The following is a 16894-nucleotide window of genomic DNA, read 5'->3' on the forward strand; positions in this document are numbered from 1 at the left end:
ATAGAATACGGAGCCGTCATCAGCGCTGACCTCCTCCAGCAGAGAGGATGAATCAGATCAGCCCTGATTTGGGAATCCCGATTCCGTCAAAACGCGGCCCGCTCTAGCGGGCGCGCAGCCGACAACGGTCCGCTCGGCCACCAACTGGCGGGCCCGAAGCCCGAGTTTCTTGGGAAGTCCGTTGGCGCACCCGACACGATTCGAACGTGTGACCTTTGCCTTCGGAGGGCAACGCTCTATCCAGCTGAGCTACGGGTGCGTTTCGGAAACGCGCTTCTAGCGGAAAGCCGCGCCGAACGGAAGGCTCACGCGTCGATGGGCGCGGGGGCCGAGGTGAGGGACACGAAGACGTCCTCCAGGTCCGGGTCCTCCGTGGCGATATCCTTGATGTGCAGGCCCGCGGCGCGCACGGCGGCGAGCACCTGCTCCACGCTGGACTGACCCGTGCGATAGGACACGGCGAAGGCGCCGGCCGGGCGCAGCTTGGTTTCGAAGCCCGGCAGGGTCGGGGCCGCGGTCACCGGTTCTTCGGGCGTCACCACCACGTTGCGGATGTCCATGCGGGCCAGCAGGGTCCCGGTGGGTTCGCAGGCCACCACCTGGCCCCGGTTGACGATGGCGATCTGGTCGCAGAGCTCCTGGGCTTCTTCCAGATAGTGGGTGGTGAGCACGATGGTGACGCCCTTGCGATTCAGCTCCACCACATAGTTCCAGAGCTGCTTGCGAAGTTCGACGTCGACGCCCGCCGTGGGCTCGTCAAGGATCAGGACGGGCGGGTTATGGGTCATCGCCTTGGCCACCATCAGCCGGCGCTTCATGCCGCCGGAGAGTTGGCGGACATAGGCGTTGGCCTTGTCGCCGAGGCCGAGCGCGTTGAGCAGCTCCATGGTCCGGCGCTCCTTGGCCGGCACGCCGTACATGCCCGCCTGGACCTCCAGGCTCTCGCGGGGGGTGAAGAAGGGGTCGGCGGCGATCTCCTGTGGCACCACCCCGATGGCGGCTCGCGCGTCGCGGGGGCGCTCGTCAATGTCCCGGCCCCAGATGGAGACCGTGCCGGAGGTCTTCTTGCAAAGGCCCGCCAGGATGTTGATGAAGGTCGACTTGCCCGCCCCGTTGGGCCCCAGCAGGCCGAAGATCGAGCCGCGCGGAATGACCAGGTCGATGCCCTTCAGCGCCAGCATCTCGGGGGTGGTCTTGGTGGCGGGATAGGTCTTCACCAGGCCCTTGGCCTCAATGGCGTAGTCGGGAAGGGTCATGCGGGACTTTTCGAAAACAGGCGCGATTGACGCGTAAAGCTATGGTCGCATACCTAGGGCGTGACAGTCCGAAGTGGAAGCCGGTTCGGACGCCCGTCACGCCCTGAAGTTTTGGTCCCTGCTTTTTGATTCTCAAAAAACTTGGGGCTCCTGTGGACCCTTCGCCAAGGCGTCCGCTGTCGGAGAGTCTGCATCATGGCCCGTAAAGCCACCCCCGTCCCTAACCAGGGCGCTCACGTCGAGCCCATGCCCGCCAAGCCGGCCCTGACGCCCGATTTGCCCGCCCCGGAGACGGTCGTGGTGCGTTCGGGCCGCATCGCCTGTGACGGCGTCGGCGGGGCTCTGGGCCATCCGCGGGTCTGGCTGGAGATGGGTGAGGCGACCTTTGTCGAGTGCCCCTATTGCGACCGCCGCTTCGTCCTGGCCCACGGAACCGAGGGCCCCGAGGACGAGCGTCTGGCGCCGGGGGTCTATGAGGGCCCGCACGGCCACTGATCGTCCGGCCGGTTCGCGGGCTCTGTTTGAGTCCGATATCCGCGAGCATGTCACGGTGGCGCCTCCTATACCGTCCTAGACGATAAGAGGAGACGCCCATGAGCCAAGCCGCCGCCTTCAAGGCCCTGCACGCCGGCCCCGAAATCCTGGTCCTCCCAAATGCCTGGGACGCCGCCAGCGCCGCGATCATGGAGGACGCCGGCGCCAAGGCCGTGGCCACCTCCAGCGCCGCCGTCGCCTGGGCCCACGGCTATGCGGACGGCGATTTCTTCCCGGTCCCCCTGCTGCTGACCGCCATCGCCGAGATCAGCCGGGTCCTGAGGGTCCCGCTGACCGCCGACATCGAGGGCGGTTACACCGATGACCTCGCTGAGCTGGCCGAAACCATCAAGGCGGTGGTGGGCGCCGGCGCCGTCGGAATCAACCTGGAGGACGGCCGGCGTGACGCCGCCCTGCACGCCCGCAAGATCGAAGCGGCGCGCAAAGCCGCCGACCAGGCCGGCGTCGCCCTGTTCATCAACGCCCGCACCGACGTCTATCTGAAGGGCCTGGCCGCCGGCGAGGCCGCGCAGGCTGAGGTGTTGGCGCGGGCCAGAACCTACGCCGCGGCCGGCGCGGACGGGATTTTCGTTCCCGGCCCCACCGACGAGGCCCTGCTGACGGTGCTCGCCAAGGAGATCCCGTTGCCGGTCAACGCCATGGCGCGACCCGGCCTGCCCAATGCGGCCAGGCTGCAGGCGGCGGGCGTCCGGCGGCTATCCTCCGGCGGCGGCCTATTCGCGGCGGCCTACGGGACCCTGGCGCGGGCCACGGCGGCCTATCTGAAGGACGGTGAGTCCGATCCCCTCACCCCGCTGTCGGAAGGTCTGCCGAGCTTCAACAAGCGGTTCGGCTGAACCGATAGGCTCAGCCCTCCTCGGCGTCGCCGTCGATCTCGGCGGGGCGCACGGCGATCAGCTTGCCCTCGGCGATGCGAACTTCCGGCACCGTCTCGCGGGTGAAGGGCAGCCACCAACTCGCGCCCATCGGGGGCTGGACCTCGATGAGGTCGCCGGCCCCGAAGTCCTGGATGGTCTTCACCTTGCCCATCAGCTCGCCCTCGGGAGTCTCGAGGGTCAGGCCCAGCAGGTCGGCGTGATAGAATTCGTCTTCATCGGGAGCGGGCAGGGCCTCGCGGGCGATGAACAGCTTGAGGCCGCGCAGGGCCTCAGCCTGGTCCCGGGTATCGATACCCGCAGCCCTGGCGATCACCGCCCCCTTCACCGCCCGCGCCGTCGTAATGGTCAGGCCCGGGGACCCGTCCTCACGCGTAAGGACCCTGTAGGTCGCGAGCGCAAGAGGGTCTTCGGTAAAGGTGGTGATGCGGATCTCCCCGCGCACGCCGAAGGCTCCGGCGACGCGGGCGACCTGGAGGAGGCGGCCAGCCATGGGACTTAACGCCTCCGTCTCAAGCCTCAGCCTTCAGCCTTGTCTTCCGCGGCGGCCGGCTCGGCAGCGGCTTCCTCGGCGACCGGTTCAGCAGCGGCAGGGGCTTCTTCAGCGGCCGGAGCAGCTTCAGCGGCGGGCGCGTCTTCAGCAGCCGGGGCTTCCTCGGCGGCGGGGGCTTCAGCGGCCGGAGCCTCTTCAACCGGAGCGGCTTCGGGTTCCGGCTCGGGAGCCGGGGCGTTCTTGGCTTCTTCCAGGGCGGCGGCGGCGGCGGCGTCGCGCTGGGCGCGCTCTTCCGTACGCTCGACGGCCTTCTTGCCGGGCTTGCCCTTGTTGGGGTTGTTGCCGTGTTCCCACTTCACGACGCCGGCCTGGGCCAGGAAGCGCGCGACGCGGTCGGTGGGCTGGGCGCCCTTGGCGATCCAGGCCTGGATGCTTTCCAGCTTCAGGGTGACGCGGCTGGGATCGTCACGCTTCAGCAGCGGGTTGTAGGTGCCCACCTTCTCAATGAAGCGGCCATCGCGGGGGGAGTGGCTGTCGGCGACGACGATGGAATAGTAGGGGCGCTTCTTGGCGCCGCCACGGGCGAGACGGATCTTCAGCATAGGTTAGTCCTTGTTATCTCTAGGATTTCTTGAAGGGATTGAAGCCGGGGGGCAGGCCGCCGCCCAGGCCGGGAAGTTTGGGAGCCCCGTCGCCGAGGCCGGGAAGCTTGCCCCCGCCCCCGGCCATCTTGCCGAGCGCCTCGAGTTGGTTCTGGTCGGGCAGGGCCAGCTTGCCGCCGCCAAGCGACTTCAGGCGGTCCATGCCGCCCGCGCCGCCGCCGCCCATCATTCCGGCCATGCGGGCGAAGCCCTTGCCGCCGTCCTTGCTCATCGCCTTGAAGGCGTCGGCCATCTGGCGATGCTGCTTCAGCAGGCGATTGACCTCGGAGACGTCGACGCCCGCGCCCTTGGCGATCCGGCGCTTGCGCGACGCCGCCAGGATGTCGGGCTTCTTGCGCTCCAGCTTGGTCATCGAGGAGATGATCGCCGCCTGCCGGTCCAGGGCCTTGTCCGAGATATTGGCCTCGGCGATCTGCTTCTTCATCTTCTGGACGCCGGGGAGGAAGCCCATCAGGCCTTCCATGCCGCCCATCTTCTTCATCTGGGCGAACTGGTCGGCCATCATGTCCAGGTCGAACTGGCCCTTGGCCAGCTTCTTGGCCATGGCCTCGGCCTTGGCGACGTCGAGATCGGCGCTGGCCTTCTCCACCAGGGCGATGACGTCGCCCTGGCCCAGGATACGGCCCGCCACGCGGGCGGCGTCGAAGACGTCCAGGCCGTCGATCTTTTCCGAGACGCCCAGGAACTTGATGGGCAGGCCGGTGACCGCGCGCATCGAGAGCGCCGCGCCGCCGCGGCCGTCGCCGTCGGCCCGGGTCAGCACCAGGCCGGTGAGGGGCAGGCGCTCATGGAAGGCCTTGGCGGTGCGCACCGCGTCCTGGCCGGTGAGGCTGTCGGCCACCAGCAGGGTTTCCGACGGATTGGCGATCCGCGCGATCTCGGCGGCCTCGCTCATCATCGCCTCGTCGAGCGTCGTGCGCCCGGCGGTGTCGAGGATGAGGATGTCGTAGCCCTGCAGCTTGGCGGCGCTCATGGCGCGCCGGGCGATATCCGGGGCGCTCTGGCCGGCCACGATGGGCAGGGAGTCGACGCCGGCCGCCACGGCCAGGGTGGCCAGCTGCTCCATCGCCGCGGGGCGACGGGTGTCCAGCGAGGCCAGCAGGACCTTCTTGCGGTCCTTGCCGAGCTTGAGGCCCAGCTTGGCCGCCGTGGTGGTCTTGCCCGAACCCTGCAGGCCGGCCATCAGGATCACGGTCGGCGGGTTGAGGCTGATGTTCAGCCCCTCGGCGCCGCCCTCCCCGCCCAGCATCTCCACCAGGCCGTCATAGGTGATCTTCACCACCTGGTCGGCGGGACGGATCGAGCGGATCACGTCCTGGCCGGCGGCCTTTTCCTTGGCCTTGGCGATGAACTCGCGGACGACGGGCAGGGCGACGTCGGCCTCGAGCAGGGCCACGCGGACCTCGCGCAGCGCCTCGTCGATATCCTTCTCGGACAGCACGCCACGACCGGAGAGCCGGTCGAAGACGGAAGACAGCCGATCTGTTAGCGCGTCGAACAATTCGAACTCCTGTGGCCCAAACGCAATCGACCCCCGTGGACGATCACGTCGACGGGGGGCCTCGCCGCTCTCGTCCCAGATAAGACCTGGGGGCCGTAGCGGTAGAGGGCGCGATTGCTCTGCGCCGGAAGGGCGCGCTTATGCGCTCGGCAGGCCGAAAGGTCAAGGAACCCGGGCCGTTGCTTCAGCTGGTCGGGAAGCCCTTGTCGCGGAGATAGGCCTTCACGTCCGGGTCCCGACCCCGGAAGCTGCGATAGGCCTCGGCCGGATCGACGGTGTTGCCGATGCTCATGACCTTGTCATGCAGGCGCTTGGCCACGGCCTTGTCATAGGGCCCCGATCCCTCGGTGAAGGCGCCGTAGGCGTCGTGGGCCAGGACCTCCGACCACAGGTAGCTGTAGTAGCCCGCCGAATAGCCGTCGCTGGCGAAGACGTGCTGGAACTGCGGCGTCCGGTGGCGCATCGGCAGTTCGCTAGGCATGCCCAGCTTCTTCAGCTCCTCCCGCTCGAAGGCGTCCGGGTCGATGTCGGCGTCACCGGCCAGGTGCAGCTTCATGTCGATGAGGGCCGAGGACAGGTATTCGGTCACATCGAAGCCCTGGCGGAAGGTGTGGGCCTTCTCGATCTTGGCGGCCAGGGCCGCAGGCATCGGCTTGCCTGTCTGATGGTGCAGGGCGAAGCGGTTTAGCACTTCCGGCGTCGCCAGCCATTCCTCGTTCACCTGGCTCGGAAACTCCACATAGTCCCGCGCCACGGCGGTGCCCGCGAGGGTGGGATAGGTCACGTCGGAGTTCAGGCCGTGCAGGGCGTGGCCGAACTCGTGGAACAGGGTGGTGGCGTCGTCCCAGCTGATCAGGACCGGCTCACCGGGGGCGCCCTTCACGAAGTTGGAGTTGTTGGAGACGATGGTGGTGATCTTGCCGCGGAACTTCTCCTGGGCGCGGTAGGCGCTCATCCAGGCGCCCGAGCGCTTGCCCTGGCGCGCATAGGGATCGAAGTACCAAAGGCCGACATGGCCGCCGTCCGCGCCCTTCACCTCCCAGACCTTGATGTCGGGATGGGCCACGGGCACGTCGGTCACCGGGTGATAGGTGAAGCCGTAAATCTGGCCCGAGGCCCAGAACATTCCCTCGCGCAGCTTGTCGAGCTGCAGGTAGGCCTTCACCTCGTTCATATCGAGGTTGTAGCGGTCGGCGCGGACCTTCTCGGCATAGAAGCGGTAGTCCCAGGGCTCGATCTTCAGGCCGGCCTTTTCCTTGTCGGCGATGGCCTGCATCTCGGCCACCTCCTGGCGGACCCGGGCGATGGCCGAGGGCCAGACCCGCATCATCAGGGCCATGGCGTTCTCGGGCGTCTTGGCCATGGCGTTGTCCAGCCGCCAATGGGCGTGGGTCGGATAGCCCAGCAGTTTCGCGCGCTCGACCCGCAGCTTGAGGATCTTCTTGATGATGGCGTTGTTGTCGTGGGCGTCGCCGTTGTCGCCGCGGCTGTAGAAGGTGCGCCAGACCTTTTCCCGCAGGTCGCGCCGCGTCGAATAGGTCAGGAACGGGTCGATGGAGGAGCGGGTGTTGAGGATGGCGAACTCGCCCTTGTGGCCGCGTTCCTCGGCCGCCCCGGCGGCGGCGTCGCGGACGTCATTGGGCAGGCCCTTCAGCTCGCTCTCGGTGCGCAGGTAGAAGACGTAGTCGGTCTCGTCGGCCAGCAGGTTCTGGCTGAAGGCGGTGAAGTTCCCGGCCAGCTCCTGGTTGATGGCGCCGACCCGGGCCTTGGCCTCCGGCGTCAGCCGGGCGCCCGCGCGCACGAAGCGGTTCCAATAGACCCAGGTCAGGCGTTGCTGCTCAGGGGTCAGGCCCGAGGTCGTTCGGGTATCGTAGACCGCCTCGATGCGCTTGAAGAGCGCGGCGTTCTGCAGGATCGCGTCGCCGTGGGCCGCGTCCTTTGGGGCGATTTCCTTGTCCACCGCCCGCATCTCAGGCGTCGACAGCGTGCCGCTCCAGATGCCCATCAGGGTGTCGACGCGGTTCTTGGCGTCGCCCGTGCGCTCCAGAGCCTCGATGGTGTTGGCGAAGGTGGGCGGCTCGGGATTGGCGGCGATCGCCTCGACCTGCGCCAGTTCCGCCGCCATGGCCGCCTCGATGGCCGGGGCGAAGTGAGCGACCTTGACCTTGTCGAAGGGGGGGACCCCGCCATAGGGCCCGGTCCAGGGCGCGGAGAGGAGGTCGGCGTCCGCGGCGAGGCTTATCGTCGGAACCAGGGTTGCGGCGGCCAGGGCGCTGGACGCGGCGAGAAACGTGCGCCGATGCATGGCGACTCCGGAAAATCTGCTCAAGGAGCCAGGACCTTAGGCAGGATGTAACCGGACGTCACATGACAGGACCGTAATCTTGCCCATCAGTCAGGGCGGCGGGTCGCTTCCTTGGCTTCTCTGAAGGCCTCGCGGCTGATCTTGATGCTCTCGCTGGGGGTCAGGCCGAAGGCGATCAGGATGAGGGACACCAGATCCACGGCGTGATCGGGGGCGACCGCCCCCAGGACCATGTCGCGCTGGCCCATGCGGAAGGCTCCGAAAGCGAGGTTGCGGGCGGCGGCGACCTCGCAGTCGCGGAACCGGCCGCTGGCCACGGCCGACCTGTAGACCGCGTCAAAGCGGGCCTCGAACACCGCCTGGCGCGGAATCGCGACGGACTCGATCCTCAGGGCCAGCCAGCCGCGCACCGGGTCGAGGGCGTAGGCGGCGAAGATCCTGTGCGTGACCGTGGCCAGCAGGACCGCGGGGTCGTCGATCTCTGACCCGACGGGCTCCAGGGTCTTGTCCAGGGCTTCCGAGATCTCGGTGTTCAGAGCGTGGAGCAGGTCTTCGTAGGTTGGGAAGTAGTTGTAGAAGGTGCCGCGCGAGACCCCGGCCGACGCCACGAAGTCCTCGATGGACGAGGCCTCCGGGCCTTTCTCGGCGATCACCGTCATCGCCGCCTTTATCAAGCGTGCGCGGGTTTGCGCGCGGCGGCTTTCGGCCGCCGCGGCGCGGGCTTCCAGATTGACCCTCATGGGGCGTCGAGGGGTCAGGCGGCCTCCGGCAGGTACTGCTTGAGGGCCTGGGCCGCGGCGGCCGAAAGCGGGTCGCGCTGGGTTTCCAGGATGTCGATCTCCTGGGCCAGGGCCGAACTGATCTCGCGGTGGGCGAGGGGGGACAGTTCCAGCAGGGCCTTGGTGGAGGCGCGCGCCAGGGCGAGCGCGGTGGCCAGATCGACTTCGACGCCGACGATCCAGGTGGAGTCAGGGTCGTCCTTGGAGAGTCCGGGACGAGCGGAGAGGGGCATAGCCATGGCGTTCAGTGGGTCTCGGGGAGGAGGAGGAGCCAGGCTGGGGGAGGACTGGCCAATTGAGAATGACGCCTATGTCAGGCTGACATTCGTGTCAATAGTGGGTAACCACGTTCAATGAACCTGTCCGCCCGATAGCGCGCTGGACGCTGCCGCGCCGGAGGGCTAAGCGCGATCCATGGCAATTGGCGTTTTCGATTCCGGGGTGGGCGGGCTGACGGTGCACCGTCGGCTGGTGGACCGCTTCCCGCAGGCGGACCTCATCTACCTCGCCGATCAGGCCAACACGCCCTATGGCGGCCGCGAGGGGGAGGAGATCGTCGATCTCACCCGCGCCGGCTGCGAGGCTCTGTTCGACCGGGGCTGCGACCTGGTGGTCCTAGCCTGCAACACCGCCTCCGGCGTCGCTCTGCGGCGCCTGCAGCAGACTTGGCTGCCGGGCTACCGTAAGGAAAAACAACGCTCGGTGAATGTGCTCGGCATCATTGTGCCTACCATCGAGGCGGCCACCGGCCTGCCGTGGGAGCATGAGGCCGAACGCCGGGGCGACAAGGTGGAGAAGCTCGATGTGCTGGCGGTGTTCGCCACACCGGCCACCGCGCGCTCCCGCGTCTATGAGATCGAGATCGACAAGCGCCGCCAGGACGTCGCGGTCTTCACCGAGCCCTGCCCAGATCTCGCCCGGATGATCGAAACCGGGGCCGGGGCCGTGGAGCTGGCCACCCAGGTGGAGGCCCATGTGAAGGCTATCAGCGCCCGCATCGGCCGCACCCCCGACCGAGCCATCCTCGGCTGCACCCACTACGAGATGGTGGCCGACATGTTCCGCGCGGCGCTCAAGCCGGGCGCTCCGCTCATTCACCAGCCGGACGCCACGGCCGACGCGCTGGAGGCCTATCTCGCCCGGCATCCGGAATACACGGCTGGGGACTCGGGCCGCCGTGTCTTCCTCACCACCGGCAAGCCCGGCGCCCAGAACGCCCTGGTGGAGACTTTCTGGGGGGCTCCGCTAAGCTTCGAGCAAGCTTAGGCGGAGTCCTTCTCATGAAGACCATCCTGGCGGCCGTGGCCGCCCTGTCGCTCGCCGGCGCCGCGCGCGCCGAAGTCGTCGACCAGTCGCCCCAGGGCTTCCAGAGTCGCCACGTCGTCACCATCGCCGCACCCCCGGAAAAGGTGAGGGTCGCGACCCTGGCGCCCAGCGGCTGGTGGAGCTCGTCCCACAGCTGGTCGGGTGACGCCCGCAACCTCACCATCGACCTGGTGACGGGATGCTTCTGCGAGAAGTTGAAGGACGGCTTCGCGCGTCACATGACGGTGGTCTACGCCGGTGACGGCGCCCTGCGGCTCTCGGGCGCGCTTGGCCCCCTGCAGTTCACCGGCGCCAGCGGCCACATGGCCTTCAACTTCAAGGCGGGTGCGGATCCCGCCACCACGGTGCTCACCGTCACCTACGACGTCGGCGGCTACGCCAAGGGTGGGCTGGCGGAACAGTGGGCCAAGCCGGTCGATGGCGTCATCGGCGAGCAGGTGGCCCGGCTGAAAACGCTGATCGAGACCGGCAAGCCAGGCTGACGGCATCAAGATAGATAAAATCTATTCCCACGACTTATATTATCAATTTCCCCAATGCTGCGGCGCCATATAGACAGCGGGCTCCTTCCCGAACCAACCAGGAGCTCGCGTTGTCCCTCATCAATACCGAAATCAAGCCGTTCAAGGCCGAAGCCTTCCAAGCCGGCAAGTTCATCTCCGTCTCGGACGCCGATCTGAAGGGCAAGTGGTCGGTGGTGTTCTTCTACCCGGCCGATTTCACCTTCGTCTGCCCGACCGAGCTTGAGGACCTGGCCGACAACTACGCCGAGTTCAAGAAGCTTGGCGTGGAGATCTACAGCGTCTCCACCGACACCCACTTCGCCCACAAGGCCTGGCACGACACGTCCGAAGCCGTGAAGAAGATTGAGTACGTCATGGTGGGCGACCCCACCGGCGTGATCACGCGCAACTTCGACGTCATGATCGAAGAGGCCGGCCTCGCCGACCGCGGCACCTTCGTGGTGGACCCCGACGGCAAGATCCAGATCGTCGAGATCACCGCCGGCGGCATCGGCCGCGACGCCCTGGAACTGCTGCGCAAGGTCAAGGCCGCCCAGTACGTCGCCGCCCACCCGGGCGAAGTCTGCCCCGCCAAGTGGCAGGAAGGCGAGGCGACCCTGGCCCCCTCCCTCGACCTGGTCGGCAAGATCTAAAGCCTACCCCGCGTCCGCCGCCGTTCATCGGAACGGCGGCGGCGCCCCTCCTCAAGAATTCCCGCGTCCCCACCGGAGTCCGTCATGTTGGATCAAGGCCTGAAGTCCCAGCTCAAGACCTATCTGGAGAATCTGCGCCACCCGGTGGTCCTGGTCGCCAGCCTTGACGCCTCGGCCAAGTCGGCCGAACTCAAGGCCCTGCTGGCCGACGTCGCGCAGGCCTCCGACAAGATCACCGTCCGCGAGGACGGGACCGACGGCCGCGTCCCATCCTTCACCGTGGGCGCGGAGGGCTCGGAGGCCCGCGTGACCTTCGCGGGCCTGCCCATGGGCCACGAGTTCACCTCCCTGGTGCTGGCCCTGCTGCAGGCCGGCGGCCACCCGCCCCGGGTGGAGGCCGAGGTCATCGACCAAGTGAAGGCGCTCGACGCCGACCTCACCTTCGAGACCTATTTCTCGCTCACCTGCCAGAACTGCCCCGACGTGGTGCAGGCGCTGAACCTGATGAGCGTGCTGAACCCGCGAATCCGCCACACCGCCATCGACGGCGCCCTGTTCCAGGACGAGGTCGAGGCGCGCAAGATCATGGCTGTCCCCACCGTCCTGCTGAACGGCGAGGCCTTCGACCAGGGCCGCATGAGCCTGGAGCAGATCCTGGCCAAGCTGGACACCGGCGCGGCGGCCCGTGACGCGGCGAAGATCGCCGCCAAGGGCGTCTTCGACGTGCTGGTGGTGGGCGGCGGCCCGGCCGGCGCCGCCGCGGCGGTCTATGCCGCCCGCAAGGGCATCGTCACCGGCCTGGCGGCCGAGCGCTTCGGCGGCCAGGTGCTGGACACCATGGCCATCGAGAACTTTATCTCCGTGCCCCACACCGAGGGCCCCAAGCTGGTCTCCGGCCTGGAGCGCCACGTCAAGGACTACGACGTCGACGTGATGAACCTGCAGAAGGCGGCCAGGCTGATCCCAGCTGGCGCGGCCGGCGACCTCAACGAGATCGTGCTGGAGAACGGCGCGAGCCTGCGGGCCAAGACCCTGATCCTGGCGCCTGGCGCCCGCTGGCGGCAGATGGGCGTGCCTGGCGAGGAGCAGTACCGCAACGCCGGCGTGGCCTATTGCCCCCACTGTGACGGCCCCCTGTTCAAGGGCAAGCGCGTGGCGGTGATCGGCGGCGGCAACAGCGGTGTCGAGGCGGCCATCGACCTGGCCGGCATCGTCGCCCATGTCACCCTGATCGAATTCGACAGCCAGCTGCGGGCCGACGCGGTCCTGCAGCGCAAGCTCGCCAGCCTGGACAATGTCACCATCATCACCTCGGCCCTGACCACCGAGGTGCTGGGCGACGGCGCCAAGGTCAGCGGTCTGGTCTACCGCGACCGCGCCACCGAGGGCCTGCACACCGTCGAACTCGAGGGAATCTTCGTGCAGATCGGCCTGGTCCCGAACACCGAGTGGCTGGAGGGCGCCATCGCGCTCACCCCACGCGGCGAGATCGAGGTGGACGGCCACGGGGCGACCTCCATCCCCGGCGTGTTCGCGGCGGGCGACGCCACCACCACGCCGTTCAAGCAGATCGTCATCGCCGCTGGCGACGGCGCCAAGGCGGCGCTTTCGGCCTTCGACTACCTCATTCGCCTGCCGACTGAGGCGACCGAGGCTGTGGCGGCCTAGAGCCAACGCGCCCCTTCTCCGGCATGGGGAGAAGGGGCGCATTTACTCAATAGTCATTGGGTTTTCCATAGACTAGGCCTATAGTTACTCATGCTCCCGACCATCCGCCAACTGCAGTACCTCAAGCTCCTCGCCGAGCATGGGGCGTTCGGGAAGGCCGCTGAGGCCGCCCACGTCACCCAGCCCACCCTGTCGGCGGGCATTCAGGAGCTGGAGCGAACGCTCGGCGCTCCGGTGGTGGACCGCGCCCGCTCGGGCGTGATCCTGACGGCGGTGGGGGAGGCCGCGCTTTCCCGCGCCAACACCATCCTCAACGAGGCCGAGGAACTGGTGCAGGCGGCCAAGAACGCCAGCCAGCCCCTGACGGGCCGGTTCCGCCTGGGGGTCATCCCCACCATCGCCCCCTTCCTGTTGCCCAAGGCCCTGCCCCTGCTGCGGTCGCGGTTCCCGAAGCTGCGGCTGTACCTGCGCGAGGACCTGACCCAGCGCCTGATCGGCGCCCTGAAGGCCGGCCAGCTCGACGCGGCCCTGATCGCCCTGCCCTTCGACATGCAGGGCCTGGCCCACGCCCATGTCTCGGACGACGAACTGCTGGCCGCTATTCCGGCCGACCACCCCCTGGCCAACCAGCTGGAATTCCCGCCCTCGGCCATGGAGGGGGAGGATCTGATCCTGCTGGAAGACGGGCACTGCCTGCGTGACCACGTGCTGTCGGCGTGCGGGCTGAAGCCTCCAAAGGCCACCGGAGATGAGGAGGCCTTCGCCGCCACCTCCCTGCCCACCCTGGTGCAGATGGTCGGATCAGGTCTCGGCGTCACCTACCTGCCGGCCATGGCGGTGGAGGCGGGCCTGACCTCGGCCGCCCACGTCGCGGTGCGCCACATAAAGGCCGACCACCCCAGCCGCGAGATCGTGGTGGCCTGGCGCTCGGGCTCCAGTCGGGGCGCCGAGGGCCGACTGCTGGCGGAGACCCTGCGGGACGCCTGAGCGGCGGCCCGCAATTGAGCCAGATCATGGTTGGGCCCGACCGGCCGCGTCAGACGTTGCGATCATGGGGTTCTCCCCGATCCATCGGAGCAAGAATATGCAACTACCCAAGGGCACGACCGTCGCCGTCGCGGACGGCGTGACGCTTCACCTCTACCGGAACGGCGGCGACGAGGTTCATCCCAAGCTCACGGCCCTGCCGCCGGCCACCCTGGGCAAGGTCAATCGCAGCTCCGGCGACCATCACTATTCCAGCTCCGCCAACCCGAATGACGGCCAACAGCGCGAGGATGGCTTCGCCGCGGCCACGGCGGCCTGGTTGAACGAGCAGGCCCTGGCCGGCAAGATGGAGCACCTCTACATCATCGCCGCCCCCAAAACCCTGGGCGAGCTGCGCCGCCATTATCACAAGGCCCTGGAGGCCAAGCTGCTGGGCGAACTTGCCAAGGACCTGACCGGTCACGCCATCGGCGATATCGAGACCGCCATCTCCCACGCCTGAGGCGTCCGGGGCGGGTGACGCCGCCCCGGACCACCGCGATCTATTTCGATATATCTCTATTGAATTCCGATCTGGGTTAGATATATCTGTAGTATCGATATGTCTAAATAGGATCGAAAATGCATCGACACTTCTCTCATAAACACGAACACCGCAGTCGCCATGGCTTCGGCGGACACCTGCGCGAACACCTTCGCGGTCATGGTGGACGCGGGGAACGTGGCGGCCGCATCGGCCGGCTTCTGGAACACGGGGACCTGCGGTTCCTGGTCCTGGCCCTGCTGGCCGAGAAGCCCCGCCATGGCTACGAAGTGATGCGCGAACTCGAGGAACGCACCGGGGGCGCCTATCGGCCGAGCCCAGGCGTGATCTACCCCACCCTTTCCCTGCTGGAAGACGAGGGCTTCGTGGTTCCCATCGCCGCCGAGGGCGGACGTAAGGCCTATGAAGCCACGGCCGCCGGCAAGGAGGCGCTCGAGGCCAACCGCCCTTCGGTGGACGCCATCTTCGCTCGCCTGGACGAGGCGGCCGAACAATCCTCCGGCGCCCGTCCCAAATTGCAGCGCGCCATGCAGAACCTCAGCACAGCGCTGCGCCTGCGCATGCAGCGCGGCGGCGTGACCGAGGAGCAGGTGGACGCCATCGCCGCGGCCATCGACGAGGCCGCCTCGAAGATCGAGCGGGTCTGATCAAAGCTTCAGGCGGCGTGACGTTCCGGAGCGGTGATCTCCAGGCATCGTCAGTCCATCAGCTTCTGAGCCAGGTAGACGTAGTGGCGGGCCCAGCGGCGGGCGTTCAGCTCCGGATCGGCGTCGTTGGCGTGACCCCCGAAGGTCTGCTCGTAGTAGAGATAGGGGACGCCCATGGCCTCCAGCCGGGCGGCGAATTTCCGCGCATGGCCGGGGTGGACCCGGTCGTCGCGGGTGTTGGTGGTGATGTAGGGCTCGGGATATTTCACACCGGCCTTGAGGTTCTCATAGGCTGAGTAGGTCTCGATGAAGGCCCGGTCAGCCGGCACGTCTGGATCGCCGTATTCCCCGATCCACGAGGCCCCCGCCGACAGCTTGTGATAGCGCAGCATGTCGATCAGCGGGCTCTCCACCACGATGGCGTTCCACAGCTCGGGATGCTGGGTCATGGAGACCGTGGTCAGCACCCCGCCGTTGGACCGGCCATAGATGCCGAGCCTGCGCGCCGAGGTGATCTTGCGCGCCGACAGGTCCTTGGCCACCGCGGCGAAGTCGTCGAAGGACAGTTGGCGTTTCTCCCGCAGCACGCTCTGGTGCCAGGCGGGTCCGAACTCACCGCCGCCGCGGATATTGGCGATCACATAGGCGCCACCTCGTTCCAGCCAGATCTTGCCCATTTCCGGCAGATAGATCGGCGGCTTGGCCACCTCGAACCCGCCATAGCCGTACATGATGGTGGGCAGCGAGCCGTCCAGCTTCGCGCCCTTGGGCAGCACCACGAAATAGGGGATCTTCGCCCCGTCCGACGAGGTCGCCCAGTGCTGCTTCACCTCGTGGGTGGCGGCGTTGAAGCGCGCGGGCAGGGTCTTGACCGGGGTCGCCTTGCCGGTCGCCGCGTCGGCCAGCCACAGGCTGGTGGGATCAAGGAAACCCTCGGCGGCGACGAAGACCTGATCGTCATCCCCAGAGGCGGAGCGCACCGTGAAGGTGGCGTCCTTCGGCAAGGCTAGGCGCGTGGCCGTCCACTTGCCGTCCTTGCGGCCATAGGCTTCGACCGCGCCCTTCACCTCGTCCAGCAGGTTCACGATCAGCCGGCCCTTGGTGTCGTAGACCTCGCTGGTCGCCTGGCGCGGGCCCGGCTGGAAGATCAGCTCCGGCTTGGCGGTCCCGGCCCTCAGGGCCGCAAGGTCGTAGGCGATCAGGGCGCCGGCGCCGAAGCCCTCCCAGGCCTCCTTCAGATCGAAGACCACCTGGCCGTCGACATAGGCCTGGTATTCGGCCCGCCGGGGCAGGGCGACCGGGATCGTCCTGCCGGCGTCCAGCAGCACGAACTCGTTTTCGAAAAAGGTGATCCCCCGGCGGGCCATCAGGCCGTCGGCCCGACCGCCCGCGCCGCGCAGGACGATGGGTGAGACCCCGACGTCACTCTTCAGGCCGCGATAGACCTCGCGGGCCTGGCCGTCGCGGGTCAGGGTCTTGACGATATAGGCATAGCCCGAGGGGGTCTCGTCGCCAGGCGTCCAGATGCGGTCCGCCACCAGGGTGTCGCGGTCCAGCCAGGCCACGTCCTGCTTGCCCTCGGCCAGACGGAAGCCGCCGCTCACAAAGGTCTTGCTGGCGGTGTCGAACTCGCGAACCTCCACCGCGTCTCCGCCACCGTCGGAGAGCCTCACCAGGCACAGCCTCTCGGCGGGCTTCAGGCAGGTCGCCCCCTTCCAGATCCAGTTCCTGCCCTCGGCCTTGGACAGTGCGTCCAGGTCGAGCAGGGTCTCCCAGGCCGGCGCCTCGCTGCGATAGGAGGCCAGGCTCGCGTGGCGCCAGACGCCGTGGACGTGGGCGTCGTCCTGCCAGAGGTTGTCCACTCCGCCGGCCCGGAACTCCGGCCACGGGATGCGGTCCTTGGCCGTGAAGATGGCTCGCCCCTCGGCGAGGTAGGTCGCGTAGCGGGGATCGGTCTCCAGCCGCTTGGCCGACCTGGCGTTCTGGCCCTCGACCCAGGTCAGGGCCTTGGGCGCATCGACCTCCTCCAGCCAGGTGAAGGGGTCAGCGGGGGTCTGGGCGTGCGCCATGGGAGCCAGCAGCAGGGCGCCGGTCAGCGCGGTCAAAAGCAGCTTCATCGCGCAAATCTAGGACCCGACGG

Annotated in this window: 17 protein-coding genes and 1 tRNA gene; 9 read left to right on the forward strand and 9 right to left on the reverse strand. The window is 67.8% G+C overall.

Going from position 1 to position 16894, the window contains the following annotated elements; translation table 11 throughout:
* Positions 1 to 182 precede the first annotated feature (182 nt).
* Together OCL97_RS04615 and OCL97_RS04620 are read right to left on the reverse strand one after the other, a co-directional pair.
* Positions 183 to 259 (reverse strand) — tRNA-Arg (locus tag OCL97_RS04615).
* A 46-nt stretch (positions 260 to 305) separates the two neighbouring features.
* On the reverse strand, positions 306 to 1256 hold the full coding sequence (locus OCL97_RS04620) for an ABC transporter ATP-binding protein (RefSeq protein ID WP_304775387.1): 951 nt from the start codon (positions 1254 to 1256) through the stop codon (positions 306 to 308).
* Positions 1257 to 1502: 246 nt separating this feature from the next.
* Here OCL97_RS04620 and OCL97_RS04625 point away from each other — a divergent pair, with 246 nt between their 5' ends.
* Together OCL97_RS04625 and OCL97_RS04630 are read left to right on the forward strand one after the other, a co-directional pair.
* Positions 1503 to 1751 carry a zinc-finger domain-containing protein gene (locus OCL97_RS04625; RefSeq protein ID WP_304775452.1) on the forward strand — a complete coding sequence of 83 codons (249 nt, stop codon included), beginning with the start codon at positions 1503 to 1505 and terminating at the stop codon, positions 1749 to 1751.
* Positions 1752 to 1849: 98 nt separating this feature from the next.
* Positions 1850 to 2647 carry an isocitrate lyase/PEP mutase family protein gene (locus OCL97_RS04630; RefSeq protein ID WP_377368034.1) on the forward strand — a complete coding sequence of 266 codons (798 nt, stop codon included), beginning with the start codon at positions 1850 to 1852 and terminating at the stop codon, positions 2645 to 2647.
* A 10-nt stretch (positions 2648 to 2657) separates the two neighbouring features.
* Here the strand turns inward: OCL97_RS04630 and rimM are convergent, their stop codons facing one another.
* The 6 genes from rimM to OCL97_RS04660 all read right to left on the reverse strand — a co-directional run bounded on the left by rimM (position 2658) and on the right by OCL97_RS04660 (position 8665).
* Positions 2658 to 3179 carry a ribosome maturation factor RimM gene (rimM, locus tag OCL97_RS04635; RefSeq protein WP_377368036.1) on the reverse strand — a complete coding sequence of 174 codons (522 nt, stop codon included), beginning with the start codon at positions 3177 to 3179 and terminating at the stop codon, positions 2658 to 2660.
* 26 nt (positions 3180 to 3205) lie between these two features.
* Complete coding sequence (gene rpsP / locus OCL97_RS04640) at positions 3206 to 3781, reverse strand: 30S ribosomal protein S16 (RefSeq protein ID WP_304775379.1); 576 nt, start codon at positions 3779 to 3781, stop codon at positions 3206 to 3208.
* A gap of 19 nt (positions 3782 to 3800) precedes the next feature.
* Entirely contained in the window at positions 3801 to 5342 is a 1542-nt protein-coding gene (ffh, locus tag OCL97_RS04645; RefSeq protein ID WP_377368039.1) for a signal recognition particle protein, read from the reverse strand.
* A gap of 184 nt (positions 5343 to 5526) precedes the next feature.
* Positions 5527 to 7647 (reverse strand): M3 family metallopeptidase, encoded by a 2121-nt coding sequence (locus OCL97_RS04650; RefSeq protein ID WP_377368041.1) that lies wholly within the window; start codon positions 7645 to 7647, stop codon positions 5527 to 5529.
* 86 nt (positions 7648 to 7733) lie between these two features.
* Positions 7734 to 8387, reverse strand: coding sequence for a TetR/AcrR family transcriptional regulator (locus OCL97_RS04655; RefSeq protein ID WP_377368043.1), 654 nt, complete (start codon positions 8385 to 8387; stop codon positions 7734 to 7736).
* Between the two features lie 14 nt (positions 8388 to 8401).
* Positions 8402 to 8665: a hypothetical protein gene (locus tag OCL97_RS04660; protein WP_304775371.1), complete on the reverse strand. Its 264-nt coding sequence runs from the start codon at positions 8663 to 8665 to the stop codon at positions 8402 to 8404.
* A 175-nt stretch (positions 8666 to 8840) separates the two neighbouring features.
* Here OCL97_RS04660 and OCL97_RS04665 point away from each other — a divergent pair, with 175 nt between their 5' ends.
* The 7 genes from OCL97_RS04665 to OCL97_RS04695 all read left to right on the forward strand — a co-directional run bounded on the left by OCL97_RS04665 (position 8841) and on the right by OCL97_RS04695 (position 14754).
* The gene (locus OCL97_RS04665; RefSeq protein ID WP_377368045.1) at positions 8841 to 9692 is read left to right on the forward strand and encodes a glutamate racemase; all 852 of its coding nucleotides are present in this window, start codon (positions 8841 to 8843) and stop codon (positions 9690 to 9692) included.
* A gap of 14 nt (positions 9693 to 9706) precedes the next feature.
* Positions 9707 to 10234, forward strand: coding sequence for an ATPase (locus tag OCL97_RS04670; RefSeq protein ID WP_377368046.1), 528 nt, complete (start codon positions 9707 to 9709; stop codon positions 10232 to 10234).
* 110 nt (positions 10235 to 10344) lie between these two features.
* Positions 10345 to 10908: an alkyl hydroperoxide reductase subunit C gene (gene ahpC / locus OCL97_RS04675; RefSeq protein ID WP_304775363.1), complete on the forward strand. Its 564-nt coding sequence runs from the start codon at positions 10345 to 10347 to the stop codon at positions 10906 to 10908.
* Positions 10909 to 10992: 84 nt separating this feature from the next.
* Entirely contained in the window at positions 10993 to 12576 is a 1584-nt protein-coding gene (gene ahpF / locus OCL97_RS04680) for an alkyl hydroperoxide reductase subunit F (RefSeq protein WP_377368049.1), read from the forward strand.
* A gap of 90 nt (positions 12577 to 12666) precedes the next feature.
* Positions 12667 to 13563 carry a hydrogen peroxide-inducible genes activator gene (locus OCL97_RS04685; RefSeq protein WP_304775359.1) on the forward strand — a complete coding sequence of 299 codons (897 nt, stop codon included), beginning with the start codon at positions 12667 to 12669 and terminating at the stop codon, positions 13561 to 13563.
* A gap of 97 nt (positions 13564 to 13660) precedes the next feature.
* Entirely contained in the window at positions 13661 to 14065 is a 405-nt protein-coding gene (locus tag OCL97_RS04690; RefSeq protein ID WP_304775356.1) for a host attachment family protein, read from the forward strand.
* A 119-nt stretch (positions 14066 to 14184) separates the two neighbouring features.
* A complete protein-coding gene (locus OCL97_RS04695; protein WP_304775354.1) occupies positions 14185 to 14754 on the forward strand; it encodes a PadR family transcriptional regulator in 570 nt (189 codons plus the stop codon).
* A 50-nt stretch (positions 14755 to 14804) separates the two neighbouring features.
* On the opposite strand, the gene OCL97_RS04700 is transcribed toward OCL97_RS04695, so the two are convergent.
* Positions 14805 to 16871, reverse strand: a complete 2067-nt coding sequence (locus tag OCL97_RS04700; RefSeq protein ID WP_377368052.1) for a prolyl oligopeptidase family serine peptidase — start codon at positions 16869 to 16871, stop codon at positions 14805 to 14807.
* Positions 16872 to 16894: the final 23 nt, after the last annotated feature.

Source organism: Phenylobacterium ferrooxidans, assembly GCF_042714595.1.
In the GTDB taxonomy this organism is placed as follows: domain Bacteria; phylum Pseudomonadota; class Alphaproteobacteria; order Caulobacterales; family Caulobacteraceae; genus Phenylobacterium; species Phenylobacterium ferrooxidans.

Excerpts from the sequence above, each read along its gene's own strand:
- OCL97_RS04620 (WP_304775387.1), bottom strand. The coding sequence starts at position 1,256 with ATGACCCTTCCCGACTACGCCATTGAGGCCAAGGGCCTGGTGAAGACC.
- OCL97_RS04625 (WP_304775452.1), top strand. The coding sequence starts at position 1,503 with ATGCCCGCCAAGCCGGCCCTGACGCCCGATTTGCCCGCCCCGGAGACG.
- OCL97_RS04630 (WP_377368034.1), top strand. The coding sequence starts at position 1,850 with ATGAGCCAAGCCGCCGCCTTCAAGGCCCTGCACGCCGGCCCCGAAATC.
- rimM (WP_377368036.1), bottom strand. The coding sequence starts at position 3,179 with ATGGCTGGCCGCCTCCTCCAGGTCGCCCGCGTCGCCGGAGCCTTCGGC.
- rpsP (WP_304775379.1), bottom strand. The coding sequence starts at position 3,781 with ATGCTGAAGATCCGTCTCGCCCGTGGCGGCGCCAAGAAGCGCCCCTAC.
- OCL97_RS04650 (WP_377368041.1), bottom strand. The coding sequence starts at position 7,647 with ATGCATCGGCGCACGTTTCTCGCCGCGTCCAGCGCCCTGGCCGCCGCA.
- OCL97_RS04655 (WP_377368043.1), bottom strand. The coding sequence starts at position 8,387 with ATGAGGGTCAATCTGGAAGCCCGCGCCGCGGCGGCCGAAAGCCGCCGC.
- OCL97_RS04660 (WP_304775371.1), bottom strand. The coding sequence starts at position 8,665 with ATGGCTATGCCCCTCTCCGCTCGTCCCGGACTCTCCAAGGACGACCCT.
- OCL97_RS04665 (WP_377368045.1), top strand. The coding sequence starts at position 8,841 with ATGGCAATTGGCGTTTTCGATTCCGGGGTGGGCGGGCTGACGGTGCAC.
- OCL97_RS04670 (WP_377368046.1), top strand. The coding sequence starts at position 9,707 with ATGAAGACCATCCTGGCGGCCGTGGCCGCCCTGTCGCTCGCCGGCGCC.
- ahpF (WP_377368049.1), top strand. The coding sequence starts at position 10,993 with ATGTTGGATCAAGGCCTGAAGTCCCAGCTCAAGACCTATCTGGAGAAT.
- OCL97_RS04685 (WP_304775359.1), top strand. The coding sequence starts at position 12,667 with ATGCTCCCGACCATCCGCCAACTGCAGTACCTCAAGCTCCTCGCCGAG.
- OCL97_RS04690 (WP_304775356.1), top strand. The coding sequence starts at position 13,661 with ATGCAACTACCCAAGGGCACGACCGTCGCCGTCGCGGACGGCGTGACG.
- OCL97_RS04695 (WP_304775354.1), top strand. The coding sequence starts at position 14,185 with ATGCATCGACACTTCTCTCATAAACACGAACACCGCAGTCGCCATGGC.
- OCL97_RS04700 (WP_377368052.1), bottom strand. The coding sequence starts at position 16,871 with ATGAAGCTGCTTTTGACCGCGCTGACCGGCGCCCTGCTGCTGGCTCCC.